The organism is Simiduia aestuariiviva, from assembly GCF_014192475.1.
Classification (GTDB): domain Bacteria; phylum Pseudomonadota; class Gammaproteobacteria; order Pseudomonadales; family Cellvibrionaceae; genus Simiduia; species Simiduia aestuariiviva.
This window is the reverse complement of sequence record NZ_JACHXZ010000003.1, coordinates 103,779-117,860: the sequence shown is the minus strand read 5'-3', so window position 1 is coordinate 117,860 and position 14,082 is coordinate 103,779. Positions and strand designations below refer to the sequence as shown.

Here is a 14,082-nt window from a genome sequence, read left to right as displayed (position 1 = left end):
CAGATTAAGTCTCAAATTCCGAATCCGACTTAATGGGCGCAGCCCTAACCAACCAGCGTTTATGCGCATCGCTTTGCACTCCGTCAAAGGGAAAGCAGGTAACCAGTAACAGTCGGTGAGTATTTTCTAACTGCAGCGGTTGCTGGCGAATATCCACAACTCCTGCAAATTGCACTTCATATTCGATCGCAGTGCCGTTGCGGGTGTGTACGAAAATCCGGTCGCCCGCCATCGTATTGGCCAGTGAGGCAAAGTGCGTGTCACGATGGCCGCCCACCACTGAAAATCCCTCACCGGGCAATGCGCTGCCCTCGACCAGACCTGGGCCAAAGGCCAAGCTGTTGCCCTGCGCGCCGCGCAAGACGACCCACTGCTCACCGTTCGCCAAGGTGAGTTGCGCAACGGGCTCCGTATCGGCCCAGGGCCAAGGCTTAATGTGCAAACTCTGCGACCCCTTTAGTGCCTGCTGCCATGCGTGTTGAATTAGCCATTGTGCGAGTTCCGCTTTAACGTGAATCCAACTGGCCGCGCCCAGACAATAGAGCGTTGCGAGTAGTAACGCTGCGCAAATAACGCGCTGCGCGCGCAGAAGTGGATAGGTCATCATGATGAAAGCTGCGCAGTGGTTAAGCTTAAGTGTCGCTGCAACCTTGACCAACGTTTTGGCCAGTACAAGGCAAGCAGGAGCGCACAAAATGACAGCAGTCCGGCGGCCAGCCACAGCGGCGCTGCGGTAGCGGTGCGCGGGTAGGTCAGCGACGACGCGCGTTGGCCCGCGGGCAATAAATTTGTAACAGCGTTCGACGCCAGCATTTGATCCGTGGCTCGTCGAGGCGTTTCGTCCACAGCCACAAGACTGGTATACGGTGACAAAAGCTCATGGGTGAGTGCAAGGGGCAAGACGCGCGCCTTGATGGTTTCAGAATCTACACCGCGCACTTTTTCGTCGAGTAGCGCCGAAATTTTTGCCCGCGCCCACACGGTGGCGATGCCCTTGGGTGCAGCTTCCCTCACTAAGGGCGCTGCGTGCAGAGTCAATGGGATATGTCGCTGCCATTGGCCTTGTGCCGTATAGCCACTGACAGTGATTTGCGACGGTATTGATTGTGGGCCCGAGAGTTTCACCGCCAACAACAGTGGCTCATTGGCGTACACATCGGGAAGCCGTTGTGGCCAGATTTCGGCCTGCATGCCTTTGGGCCAATCTATGTTCAATTGCGCGAGCTGAGCACTTTGTAGCTTAACGAACAGGGCATCCATTTTTTCAGCTACTTCCTGTTGGCTGCCAATATGGGTAAAGGTGCCGCGACCGAATTGCGCAGCTTTACGCATAAAAAAGCTGTTGGGTGCTGAGCCAATTCCCACGGTAAACAACCGCGCATTGCCCAGCTTATTGTGAATCAAAGTAAACAGTTGTTGTTCATTGCCAACGCTGCCATCAGTGATAAACACCACTTGTTTTAACCAGGATTCGTCGGCGGGCGCCGCGAGCGCCGCAGCCAGTGCGGGTGCCATTTCGGTGCCGCCGCCTGCGTGTAAACGCTGAACAAAATGCAATGCGCGCTGAATATTATGTGAATGAGCAGATTGCGGTTGAGTGAACAGTGTAGAAAACGTTGAGTTGAATTCGATCACGTTAAAGCGATCGATTGGTCGCAGCCGTGACAGCGCGCGAGCAAGACTCGCCTTCGCCTGTAGGATGGATGGTCCATCCATAGACCCAGAGGTGTCAATAATAAATGCCACATCGCGCGGCAGATGGGCGGGTTGCTGTTGCAGATGCTGGGGCAGCACCATGAGCAGGCCGTAGTATTCGCCATTGAGCTGTTCGGTAAACAGCGCGGCCTCTGGTTGTTGACTGGCCACCGGTTGCCACGTCAGTTCAAAATCGCGGTCCATGGCGACCTGTGATTGTTGGGTGCTGATTGCGTGTGTGTCGCCCTGCTTTACCACGCTAATGTCGTGATAGCTCGCCTCGATGCGCGCCAGTGGTAAGCCTGCGTTCAAGGAGATGTGTAAGCGCATGGGGTTATCGGTGATGGTCGGTGCAGGGTGATAGTGTGGTGTGATAAGCGGCGCGTCGGGTACCTGCGCGGTGGGTAGTGCCCAGCCAAGGCCAGTGAGTGTGAGTGGCAGTGAGTGTCGTTGAGTTGAATTTCGCACATCCTCTTCGTGGGCTGGACGGCCATAGGCGTTGCTGTCTCGCAGGGGCGGGCCGGGAATGTAGCGGGGCGTCAGTGTCATTGGCAGGCGCCAATGGAATCGACCGTTTTGGTAGTCCACCGGCTGGGTCACATGCAGCACAATTGATACAGTTTCGCCGGGGCCGATGTTTGCCACTTGCTGGGTAAATATATTGGGTCTTTGTTGCTCAGTTAACGCGGCTGTTTTGCCCGCATCGCGCGCCTCTTGGTAGATTTTTTTAGCGGCCTCCCGCTCGCGTATGCGCGCCACGATTGTGCGCTCACCGATGCGCATTTCCATGCGATTAACGGCGGAGGTTTCGCTCAGGGGAAAAGTGTAGGTGGCCTCCTGCCATTGGTCCGTGTCATTTTTGAAATGTTGGGTCAGTGACATGCGCGCCACCATGCCGTTGATGGTGACCCGCGCTTCACTTTCTAAATGCGTTGCCTGCACATAGCCCGTGCCGTGTTTAAAGGCCAGTGTGCCACTGGTGGCGCGCAGTGGTTCAATATCGATGTTGCTGGTAATAGCCTTGGCGCGAGCGATATCGGCAATGACGAGGCCAAGCACCAAAAAGGTGAGGGCCCCCACCAATTTTAGCCAGCGACCCAGCCACGGATTAGGCTGTTTGGGTTGTTCCAAAATGAGGTGTCTGGGAATGCGGCGTGGTGAGAAACACATGGCGGTAATCCTATGGCTGAATGGGGGAATCAATTGGTGCTATTTAGCGCGGGGAATAGGGTCAGCCGGTGGATGAATAGAGGCAGGCAAGTGATCAATTGTGGCCAATTGTGGCAACACCGCCTGTGGGGTGCCTAATGGCGGGCAAGTGGTTACAATGCCGAGGGTTCGTCGCTTTATCATTTAAACGTCTGGTTGAGGAATTGCTTTGCGCCACATTGCTGTAGTAGAAGATGAAGCCGATCTGGCTGAAAATTGCCGCGCAGCATTGATGCGTCAGGGTTTTGGTGTCAGCGTTTATGCGGATCGTCCGAGCGCACTGGCCGCCTTTAAGCAGCGCTTACCCGATCTCGCCATTATCGATGTGGGTTTGGGGGCTGAGTACGAGGGGGGCTTTGATTTGTGTCGCGAATTGCGCAGCTTATCGCCCGCGGTTCCCATCATTTTTCTCACCGCGCGCGACAGCGACTTTGATGTGGTGTCGGGCTTGCGCTTAGGCGCCGACGATTACCTCACGAAAGACATTAGCCAACCGCACATGTTGGCACGCGTGAACGCCTTGTTTCGGCGGGTAGATGCGTTAGCTAACGCGAGTCAAGCCAGTGGTGAACAAATGCAGCGCGGCGAATTGTTGTTGGACATGGACCGCATGTGCGCACGCTGGCAGGAGGTACCACTCGATTTAACGGTCACGGAATTGTGGATATTGCAGGCTCTGGCAAAACACCCAGGCCATGTAAAAAGCCGCCAGCAATTAATGGACGCCGCTAACGTGGTGTTGGATGACAATACCATTACCTCTCACATCAAACGATTGCGCAAAAAATTTATTGCCGTTGATCCCGCCTTTGACTGCATAAAAACAGCCTACGGTATGGGCTACCGCTGGGATACATGAGGTGCGGCTGCGGCATCAACTGATTTTACTCGCGGCCTTAACCCTGGTATTGCCTTGGGCCGCGCTGCAATACATTTCAGAAATGCAATCGACCTTGCGCGATGGCCAATTGCGCGCCATGACGGCCAGTGCGCGCGCGGTGGCAAAATTACTCGCCAGCGACGGTGAATACTTGGCGCTGACGAGCCGCCATTTAGCACCTGCTGGCAGTCAACCTCTCTATGCGCACCCCTTGCCCGCGGCGCCCATTGTGGATGGTTATGACGATGAGTGGCGCTACTATCCGTTCAGTCCGCGGACCCTCGGCAAGCCCGATGCCAGCGTGCAGGGAACGGTGCAATTGGCTGAATTCGGCAGTCAGTTGTATGGCTTTGTGCGTGTGACAGATCGCGACGTGCACTATCACAATCCCGCGCTAGATGCGGTTGCGAGCGGCGACCATTTAGTGATGCGAACGCGCAACGTGCGCGGCGAGCAACATCAATACTTTATTTCGGCCAGTGCGCCCGGTCGGGCGCAGGTTTACCGCTGGGCTGGACAACAAGTGCAACTAGAACATCGCATTGTGGCGCATTGGCAAGAGCGGGTGGGCGGCTACCAGTTGGAATTTCAGCTACCGGTGGCCATGGCGCAGGAGGGCTTGTCGGTGACGGTGGTGAGTCAATCTCCGGGTGCTGCCGTGGTGCGTCTCAGTAGCAGCGCCAATGCCATAGCGCTGCCACCCGTGATGCGGCAACACCCGGATCTAAACGGTTTGTTGGCGGTGTTTGCCGAAGCAGATCAGCGTTGGATGGTGTTGTCACCCCAGCGGTGGTTGTTGGCGGATGCGGGTAGCTTTGCGGGACAACCTTCAGATTATCCCGCCCCGGCGGCCATGCCCTATGCGTGGCTATGGCGCATTCTATTGGCGCGTCCAGTTCTACCTCAATGGCGCGACCTGGCCGTCGCAGGCTTTTTACCGGCGACAGACACGGCGCAGCAGCAGTGGTATTACACGCGCGATACATGGGTAGCACAGGTGCGCCTGCCCATTTATGCCGGCAATGACATTGCTGGCTACGTCGTGTTGGAACAAAGCGCGCAGGCCCAGGATGAAGGCACACAGCAAGCGCTATGGCGTTTGTTGTTGTACAGCTTGCTGACCGTGTTGGTGTTGGGTTTTGGCTTACTTGGTTACGCCAGCTGGTTGAGTTGGCGCGTGCGCCGGCTGGCGCGCGCCGCCGAGCAAGCACTGGGCGAGCGCGGGGTAGTTAGCCACGATTTACCGGACAATACACGGGCCGATGAACTGGGCGATTTGAGTCGCAGTTTTTCACGGGTCTTGCAGCGCCTCGGTGACTACACCGACTATTTGCAAACGCTGTCGAGCAAGCTGTCGCACGAATTGCGCACGCCGTTGGCGGTGGTAAAAAGCTCTCTCGACAATGTGAAATCAGAATTGCCAAGTGCGGCTGAAAGCCCCAATCTTGCGATCTATCACCAGCGGGCACAGGCCGGTGCCGATCGGTTGTCGGGCATCCTCAACGCCATGAGTGCGGCAACGCATTTGGAGGCTTCACTCGCTCAAGCCGATAAAGAGTGGGTGGCTGTGGATGACCTTTTGACCGACCTTGTGCGCGCTTACAGCGATTCCTTTGGGCGGAAGATCTCATTGCACATCGAAGATTCAGCGGGCTATCAGATGTTGTTGGCGCCGGAGCTGCTGGTGCAAATGCTCGATAAGCTCGTTGAAAACGCCGTGGATTTCTGCCCCGCCAGCGGATGCATTTTACTCACCCTTGGACGCTCTGAGCATCATGTCATCTTGCAAGTCAGCAATGATGGTTCTCTGTTGCCTGAGGCCATGCAACACCAGTTATTCGACTCATTGGTTTCAATTCGGCCGCGCACGGCGCAATCCAGCTCTCATCTAGGGCTGGGCTTGCACATAGTGCGCCTGATTGTCGATTTTCATAATGGCCGTGTGAGTGCGGCCAATCGAGCCGATGGCAGTGGCGTTGTGTTTACCGTGCGTCTGCCGATCACCGACGCGTAATATTCACCGCTGCGACTCTATGATTTTTTGCCGCCAAGCCCATGTTCAATGGACGTGCAACCCATTGCCACATTTCGCCACAATCGATCCCAACTCCATCGCAATTCAGTCAGCGCTTTGCCCGTTTGTCTTGGTTTACTAAGCATCAAGGACAGGGAGTAACCCTTCCGCTTTAGTCAACGACCTAGATCAAACAGGAATTCATCATGAAAAAAATTATCGCACTAGCCGCAATTTCAACCGCGATCTCCGCCGCCACCATTACCGCTCCTGCGCAGGCTGCCAGCAAGGGGCTCACTGAACTCAAACAGGGCACCGCCTTTACCACGGGCAGCGTCATGGGTGCGATTGTGGGCGGGCCCATCGGTATGTTTATCGGTGCATTGGGCGGCGTGTATGTCGCAGAGCAAATTAAGCAGGTTGATGAGCAAGAGGATTTAACGGTGGCACTGGCACATACGGAGCAACAGGTGGAAATTTTAAGTACAGAGTTAGCTGCCCGCAACCAAAGTTTATCTGAGCAGGAAGCCCGCATGGCCGAGTTGCAAGCGCTGGCACTCGATCAGTTGCAATTACAAGTGATGTTTCACACAGGCTCGGACGTACTTACCGAGCAGGGCAGGGCGCAGGTGGAATCCTTGGCGCAATTTCTGGTAAAAAATCCAACGCTCGCGATCCAGCTAAACGGTCACGCGGACCCGCGCGGTACCGATGAATACAACAATGTGTTGTCGCACTACCGCGCGGTGTCGGTGCAGCAAGTATTGGAATCAACGGGCATTGAGCCGGACCGCATTGCGGTTAGCGCTTTTGGTTCGGGGCAATCTAACGCTCGCCGAGGTGACCTAGAAGCTTACGCCCTCGAGCGCCGCGTCGATATCACCATCGTACAGCCTACTGCAGCAGCCATGGCAATGGGTCACTAATCCTGTGAGGTCGCTCGGCACGGACGCCAAGCTTTTCCACCCCAGTCATCACAAGGACGCGGTGGCGGGGGACCACTAACCGGAGGAGTGAAACTATCTGTTGATTAACAACGCGTAATTTACTGTGCTGCCACACAGACCTTCCCACGGGCAACCCCCGTGGGCTTTTTGCCTACAGGGATGTAGGTACATCCCGAGAGGCAGGACGCCGGTAGGGAGTGCCAGGGATGTAGGGCATAAATTTGCTCCTGCAATTTATGCACTTCCGCCATCCATGGCGGTCGTACATCCCGAGAGGCAGGACGCCGGTAGGGAGTGCCAGGGAGGAAGTGAATAAATTTGCTCCTGCATTTTATGCGCTTTTTATGCACTTCCGCCATCCATGGCGGTCGTAAATCCCGCGAGCAAAGTGTCTGATCTTTCATACCCAGCCCTGCAATTCACCTTGCCAATCTAGCTACAGGGGCAGAGTGCGCATTAAAAAAGGCGCCGAAGCGCCTTTGATTTAGCCGAGAGACGGCAATCTACAGATTTCGATAAACATAACTCAATTCATCAGCACGCAGTGATTGTCCTGAGGTGAATTGGTACATGCAGGAGTCGTCTGAGTAATCCATAAAGTTTTCCACTGGGTCTAACCCTGCGGCGTTCTTGCCTTTAGTGCACGAATCGCGACCGATAGGACATCCATAAGCAGGGCTCTTTTCAGCGGGGGTATCGCTGACGTAGTCGCCGCTGCCACCGCAGCCGCCCTGGAAAGTATGGTAAAGGCCCAGCCAGTGGCCGACTTCGTGCGTGCCAGTGTCACCTTCGTTATACGGATCAGCGCTGCCGCCGGGGAGGCTGGCATTGAGTACCACGACGCCGTCATTGACGGGGTTAGAGCTGTAGTCCGTTGGGAAGGTTGCCCAGCCTAATAATCCGTCGCCAATATTGTTGACATAGAAATTGAGGTCGCCTGCGCCACCCTCGCGCAACGTTGATTTCATATCGCGTTCGGCCTGGCTGCCATAGCCTGCGGTGTACCAAGCGTCGTTGGCAGTAACGGTGGTTTTAACGAGGTTAAAGGTAAATGGCGTATTTTTGTAGGCATTATTGAGCACTGAAATTTGGGAATTTATTGTGCCCGACGACAAGGCGCCATTGTTGTTGCTGTCGGTAATCACGTGCATGTACACGTTCACCACCACTGAGCCGTTCGGCCTTGGCGTGTAGCCACCGCCACCGCCAGGTTTGCCTCGTTGATTTATCAGATGTTTTTGCATTAACTCCGTTTCAGCGCTGCTGGGTGTTTTAGTGCCGCACCGTAAAAATTTTGCATTGGGGTTGGCGTGCTCGAAGGCGTTTTCATTTTGAGCGTCGGCGGTCATGGGCAGTGTTGCCATGCCGAGGGCAAGCGCGATTGACGCGCCTAGTGATGCATATTTCATTATTATTCTCCAGAGAGAGCGATTGAATGTTCAACACGCCTACGGGATCAATCTGCAATTGATTACCTCTCATTACCGCATCGACTGAGATACCTCTGACCACAGCAGGGGGCTTTTAATTTGCGCCATGATTCGGCGCTTTTACGCCTGCGTCTCATGTCACGTAACTGAGCGTAGTTGGTGTGGATTGGAGATTCAAACAACTTGCGGCAATTAATTGCAAGGGGGCTACACATGGGGTAGAGCTGCTTATCCAATTAGCAGATTTGGTTCCACAGACTCTACCGCCGAGCAACCACAATTTGCGGGACTTTATAAGATTTACCGGCTTTTCTGCGGTCTATTGAGATGCGTAGAGCAGAATATGCGATTGCTTCGCTGATGAGGATGGGCGGGCCGGGTTTAGTTGTGTATTCTCATGGTGGCTGAAGGCGAGGGCTTATCTCAATTATCCACTGCGCTTAAGGCGTTCTGAACCAGACCGTAATTGATAGATGTTGAGCCCGCATGTACATGCATGAAAAGCGAATGTCAGTTGGTGTTTATGAAAGTCGTCATTGAAAGGCAAATGCTGTGAGTGCTCGCCGACTAAACGCGTAAGGGAGACCACCTATGGGGAACGTTAGAAATTATGGGCAAGGGTATGCATGATAGCCGAAATTCACTGAGGGCTTTTGTCAAGCTGCGCACAGGGCTGCCTATTGGCGCGAAAGGCAGTTTGCAGGCCTCGTTGGTAAAGGCCTTTGGCGCGCGTTCGCCGGCGGGTTTTTGGCAGTATTGGAATCCCATTTTTGGTTTTTATTTAGGCCGTTATATTTTCACTCCGGTAAAACGCTTTTGCCCACCAGCTATAGCATTGTTGACCACATTCATCGCCTGCGGCGCGCTGCATGACTTCGTCACTTTTTTGGTCAGGGGCTATACCCACTTTCTTTTTACGGCTTGGTTTTTCTGGTTGGGCGTCGGGGTATTATTGGCCCATACCGCAAAGCTCAGCTTCTCGCGCTTTGGTTTTTGGGTGCGGGCGAGTTGCCATGCGGCCACAATCTTGAGTTGCTTAGCCTTGGCGCGGGTGCTGCAGTGGGCCTGGATTTAAGACTTTCCCGTTAATCTTGGTATTCAAATGCCCCTGTTGCCAGTCTAGAGGGGTAATGTGGCGAGCTTCGGCTATAGTTTAAGCTGTATGTATCGAAGGGTAATCTATCCAAACACCTGTAGTTAACAGGGCTTGGTTGGATGTGCCATTGGTTATTAGCGACTAACACCTGATTATGGTTCATTTCAGCGCCAATCGACTGTCCTTTATCTATGCCTGTGCGGCTACGGTGCTGGTATTGTGGCAGCATTTCGGTATGAATTATGTGGTTGAAATTGAGCCCAGCGCGAATACTGGGATTTACCTTACAAATGACATTCACGAAGGGGGTAAGTCGGAAGGCGCTCTTTTGATCGAGGAGGGGTTTGCCGAACTTAAGTGTAAAACACACACTTCAGCAGTATTTGCCTATTGTGGATTTCTGGTGCCATTGCGGGACCCTGAAACTGGATTGGGGTTAAATTTATCGTATTTCACGTCACTTTCCTTTGATTTAACATTTGATAGCGATGTGCGAGACACCGTGCTGATTTATTTGCATGGAGAAGAATTTCGAATGGGTGAGTCGCGCACTCGTATTCATATGCAACCTATAAATCCCATGCCCGGCATGGCGCATTATCACCTTGAGCTTAGTGATTTTTTTATACCGTCTTGGTGGTTGCTGTATTTTGCACAAGATCAGTCAGATAGTGGCACCAATTTACGCAATGTTATCGGGCTTCAAATTACAACCGGCGATAATCGAACTGAAAAAAATACTCGATTGGCGCTTGGTAATATTGAACTGAAGGGCAAGTGGATTTATGCGGGGCAATTGTACTTTTATCTTTTGTTAGGTGGGCTGGCGATAGTATTAATTCGCGGTTTGACCAGTGCTTTTCGGTATCGCGCAAAATATCTTGAATCGCGGGAGCGTTCTGCAGAGCTTTACAAGCTCAATAAGCTATTAAGTGTCGAGCGTGATAAATTCGAAAATTTGTCTAAGACGGACCCTCTCACCGGCTGTATAAATCGAGCTGGTGCCCGCGAGCTATTAGAGCGGTTGGTCTGTATAGCGCCAACTGAGGGACCTAAAGCCGCGTTAATTTTACTCGATATCGACCATTTTAAGCAGATTAATGATAGCTATGGCCATGAAGAGGGAGACCGAGTGTTAGTTGAATTGGCCGCTTACCTGCGCAGTCGCTCGCGCAATGAGGATGCGGTCGTACGCTGGGGAGGGGAGGAGTTTGCTATCATTTGTCCTCAAACGTCAGGTCAGCAGGCGTCGTTATTAGCGGAGCATTTGCGTACTAGGCTGCCGGAAGTGATTGCGGTGCAGGCTAAGGGTATTACTTGCTCCTTTGGTGTAGCTGAATTTGTGGGCAGCGGGGTGGAGGCGTGGTTTCGGCGTGCCGATGCAGCGCTGTACCAAGCCAAAGCGGAGGGTCGTCACCGAGTAGTGCTGGCGGACTAGCCTCCGAAGAGGTTTTATGAGCAAGTCACCTTCAAAGGTTGGTTGTTTTTTGAACGACCAGACCGGGATCGCCATCGATGCCATGTTGCAATCGCGCTACAACTTCCCCATAATGCGCCGCTCTTTATGGCGGCCCCTTTTGGTCCTCCCGCAATGAAGCCCTGTGAACTCCGCCAGGCCCGGAAGGGAGCAACGGTAGCAGAATCTTCATGTGCCGGGATGTGGCTGACTGGGGTTGCCACCCAATCGCGCTAGCTATTCAGTAATACCTCCAATCGCCCTGATTTCGCTCATTAATTGGTATTAGTGTTCAGGTTCTTCCTGCCCCACTCGTTCTACTTTCGATCAAGAAGTTTGAACTCTCTGGGGACATCCATGCGTTTATTTTTTACTGCCGGCCTGCTTGGCGCGGCCATGTGCGTTTTTACGTCTAGCATTGCCACTGCTGCCATCGCGCAGACCAAAGGTGATTTTGAAGATAAGTTTCGCCAGTTGGACGAAGTGCTGCCCACACCTAATGTGTATCGCAGTGCCGCCGGAGAGCCGGGCGAGGCCTATTGGCAGCAGCAGGTGGATTACCACATTGACGCCCGCTTAGACGAAGATAAGCGCCGTATCACCGCCAGCCAATCCATCCATTACCAGAATAACTCTCCCCATACGCTTAAGTATTTGTGGTTGCAGTTGGATCAAAACCGCTTTCGCTTAGATTCTATGGCGGAAACCACCTTGACCTTCGGTGGCATTGGCAACCGTGGTCCGAGCACTCGGTCTGCCAGCGGCGATGCGCCTGCGGGTGTCAGTTTGGCGGAGCTGCGTCGTCGCCAGTGGCTGGCGGACAATGAAGTGGGCTACACCCTAAAAAATATTAAAGATGCGAAGCAACGCACCTTGAAGGCCACGGTAGTAGGAACGAATTTACGCTTGGATTTGGTCGAGCCATTGAAGCCGGGCCAGGCTGTTGATTTCAGTTTAGATTTCGAATTTAACATAGTGGAAGAGGATGCCGTTTCGGCACGGGCCGGCTACGAGCATTTTCCCGATGACGCGCGCAAGGGAGGCAATGACATATTTTTGCTGGCCCAGTGGTTCCCGCGATTACACGCCTACACGGACTACGAAGCATGGACCAACAAAGAATTTCTCGGTCGCGGTGAATTTACCCTGGAATTTGGCAATTATACTGTCAACTTGACGGTTCCAGCCGATCATATCGTGTCCGCCACGGGCAGTTTGCAAAATGCCGACAAGGTGCTGACGAAAACCCAGCGCGAGCGCTTGGAAAAAGCAAAAACAGCCAAGCGCCCGGTATTTATTGTCACGCAAGCAGAGGCTCTGGAGAACGAAAAGGCGGGCACACGCGACACCAAAACGTGGCAGTTTAAAGCTGATAATGTACGCGATTTTGCGTGGGCTTCGTCGCGCAAATTCATGTGGGATGCCAAAGGCTATCAGCAGGGTGGCGACGTGATGCCAAGCGTGATGGCCATGTCTTTCTATCCGAAAGAGGGCGGAGACCTGTGGAAAAAATACTCCACCGAGGCTGTGGTACATACGCTGGATGTCTATTCACGCTTCTCCTTCGACTACCCCTATCCCGTTGCGCAAAGCGTGAATGGCCCCGTTGGCGGCATGGAATACCCCATGATCACCTTCAATGGCCCGCGCACTACTCTGCATGAAGATGGCACGCGTACTTGGACGCAGGCGGAAAAGCGCTTTTTGATCGGGGTGGTTATTCACGAAGTGGGTCACATTTATTTCCCAATGTTGGTGAATTCCGATGAGCGCCAGTGGACGTGGATGGATGAGGGCTTAAACAGCTTTTTGGATGGTGTTGCTGGGCGCGAATGGGATCCCGAAATGCCTTGGGGCGTTGAGCCACGCGATATCGTTGACTATATGAAGTCCGATATACAAGTGCCCATTATGACCCAATCGGATTCGGTGCTGCGCTTGGGGCCAAATGCGTATACAAAACCTGCGGCCGCGCTCAATATTTTGCGCGAGGTGATTTTGGGGCGCGAGTTATTTGACTTTGCATTTAAAGTGTACGCTCAACGTTGGCAGTACAAGCGCCCAACACCTGCAGATTTCTTCCGCACCATGGAAGAGGCCTCTGGAGTGGATTTGGATTGGTTCTGGCGTGGTTGGTTCTACTCAACAGATCACGTAGATATTTCGGTAGATCGCGTGTTTAAATTGCGCTTAGATACTAAAAATCCCGATATTGATTTCGAGCGTCGCCGCCAAGAAGAAGCCGATAAGCCTACCTCCCTGTTTGTGTATCGCAATAAAGTGGCGGGAGAAAAAACTTGGCTGGAAAAAAACAAAGATGTGCGCGATTTTTATGATGAACACGATCGTTTTACGGTCACCAATAAAGAGCGTAATGCCTACCGTCAACTGTTAGAGGACCTAGAGCCTTGGGAGCGCGACGTTCTAGAGCGTGCGATCAAAGAAGATAAGCATTACTACGTTATTGATTTTAGCAATATCGGGGGCTTGGTTATGCCTATCTTGCTGCAGCTGACCTATGAAGATGGCAGTGTTGAAGATCGCTATGTGCCCGCGGAAGTGTGGCGTCGTTCGCCGAAAGCCGTTTCAAAATTGATCGTTACCGATAAAAACTTGGTGAGCTTGGTGGTCGATCCGCGTTGGGAGACTGCCGATGTGGATATGGAAAATAATCACTATCCACGTCGCATCATTCCCTCGCGCATTGAAGCCTATAAGGCCGAAGAGCGCACCGATCCGGTTTATCGCGACATCATGCACGATATTAAAGCGAAAGAAGAAAAGCCGAAGCCGGGGTTCCATAAAAAGTGATGCGTTCCATTTTATTGGCACTGTGTCTCTCTGTGTGCGCTAGCCAAGTGCTGGCGCACCAGATGAAAACTGCGATTACCCAAGTGCTGTTCAATGCGCGCTCGGGCAATGTGGAAATAATGCATCGCTTCTACGTGCATGATGCGGAACATGCCTTGAGTAAAATTGTCGGTCGACAGATCCATTTATTAGATGATGCGGGCGCGCAGCAACAATTTGCACGCTACGTCAGTGCGCACTTTGCCATGGGATTGGGTGAGCCCAAACCCACATCGTTGAATTTCGTCGGACAAGAGGTGGACGGCAAGTTTATTTGGGTCTATCAAGAGCTGCCGATTCCCGCTCAGCTTACGGAGCTGTGGTTTCGCTTTGATGCATTGCAAGATCACTGGCCAGAGCAGATTAATCAAATAAATCTCGAAGGTCTGGGTAAGGTGCGGTCGCTGCAATTTACCCGCGAGCACGACTGGCAAGTGTTGAGGGTTGAATCGCAGCCCTGACTTATCTGAATATTTGAGGCCGCTAAGGCTTTGATGCTGGGTTG

The 14,082-nt window shown here is 53.1% G+C and carries 10 protein-coding genes and 1 other RNA gene; 8 read left to right on the top strand and 3 right to left on the bottom strand.

Annotated elements, in window-relative coordinates; all coding sequences use genetic code 11:
- Nucleotides 1–4 precede the first annotated feature (4 nt).
- Together FHS30_RS10250 and FHS30_RS10245 are read right to left on the bottom strand one after the other, a co-directional pair.
- A complete protein-coding gene (locus FHS30_RS10250; protein WP_183910395.1) occupies nt 5–607 on the bottom strand; it encodes a class GN sortase in 603 nt (200 codons plus the stop codon).
- Nucleotides 604–2,865 carry a marine proteobacterial sortase target protein gene (locus FHS30_RS10245; RefSeq protein ID WP_183910394.1) on the bottom strand — a complete coding sequence of 754 codons (2,262 nt, stop codon included), beginning with the start codon at nt 2,863–2,865 and terminating at the stop codon, nt 604–606. Before FHS30_RS10245 ends, FHS30_RS10250 begins: the two co-directional genes overlap by 4 nt.
- A 208-nt stretch (nt 2,866–3,073) precedes the next feature.
- Here FHS30_RS10245 and pdsR point away from each other — a divergent pair, with 208 nt between their 5' ends.
- The 3 genes from pdsR (at nt 3,074) to FHS30_RS10230 (ending at nt 6,724) form a co-directional block, all read left to right on the top strand.
- The gene (gene pdsR, locus FHS30_RS10240) at nt 3,074–3,763 is read left to right on the top strand and encodes a proteobacterial dedicated sortase system response regulator (RefSeq protein WP_221197255.1); all 690 of its coding nucleotides are present in this window, start codon (nt 3,074–3,076) and stop codon (nt 3,761–3,763) included.
- 1 nt (nt 3,764) lies between these two features.
- The gene (locus FHS30_RS10235) at nt 3,765–5,798 is read left to right on the top strand and encodes an ATP-binding protein (RefSeq protein ID WP_183910393.1); all 2,034 of its coding nucleotides are present in this window, start codon (nt 3,765–3,767) and stop codon (nt 5,796–5,798) included.
- A 206-nt stretch (nt 5,799–6,004) separates the two neighbouring features.
- The gene (locus tag FHS30_RS10230) at nt 6,005–6,724 is read left to right on the top strand and encodes an OmpA family protein (protein ID WP_183910392.1); all 720 of its coding nucleotides are present in this window, start codon (nt 6,005–6,007) and stop codon (nt 6,722–6,724) included.
- A 524-nt stretch (nt 6,725–7,248) separates the two neighbouring features.
- Here FHS30_RS10230 and FHS30_RS10225 read toward each other — a convergent pair.
- Nucleotides 7,249–8,154, bottom strand: a complete 906-nt coding sequence (locus tag FHS30_RS10225; protein ID WP_183910391.1) for a zinc metalloprotease — start codon at nt 8,152–8,154, stop codon at nt 7,249–7,251.
- Nucleotides 8,155–8,797: 643 nt separating this feature from the next.
- On the opposite strand from FHS30_RS10225, the gene FHS30_RS10220 reads away from it, so the two are divergent.
- The 5 genes from FHS30_RS10220 to FHS30_RS10200 all read left to right on the top strand — a co-directional run bounded on the left by FHS30_RS10220 (nt 8,798) and on the right by FHS30_RS10200 (nt 14,038).
- Nucleotides 8,798–9,250: an acyltransferase gene (locus tag FHS30_RS10220; RefSeq protein ID WP_183910390.1), complete on the top strand. Its 453-nt coding sequence runs from the start codon at nt 8,798–8,800 to the stop codon at nt 9,248–9,250.
- Between the two features lie 256 nt (nt 9,251–9,506).
- Nucleotides 9,507–10,709: a GGDEF domain-containing protein gene (locus tag FHS30_RS10215; RefSeq protein WP_183910389.1), complete on the top strand. Its 1,203-nt coding sequence runs from the start codon at nt 9,507–9,509 to the stop codon at nt 10,707–10,709.
- Between the two features lie 137 nt (nt 10,710–10,846).
- Nucleotides 10,847–10,943, top strand: an RNA gene (gene ffs / locus FHS30_RS10210) — signal recognition particle sRNA small type.
- 141 nt (nt 10,944–11,084) lie between these two features.
- Nucleotides 11,085–13,538 (top strand): M1 family metallopeptidase, encoded by a 2,454-nt coding sequence (locus FHS30_RS10205; protein ID WP_183910388.1) that lies wholly within the window; start codon nt 11,085–11,087, stop codon nt 13,536–13,538.
- Nucleotides 13,538–14,038 (top strand): DUF6702 family protein, encoded by a 501-nt coding sequence (locus tag FHS30_RS10200; RefSeq protein WP_183910387.1) that lies wholly within the window; start codon nt 13,538–13,540, stop codon nt 14,036–14,038. The genes FHS30_RS10205 and FHS30_RS10200 overlap by 1 nt, the downstream gene beginning before the upstream one ends.
- The last annotated feature ends 44 nt before the right edge of the window (nt 14,039–14,082 follow it).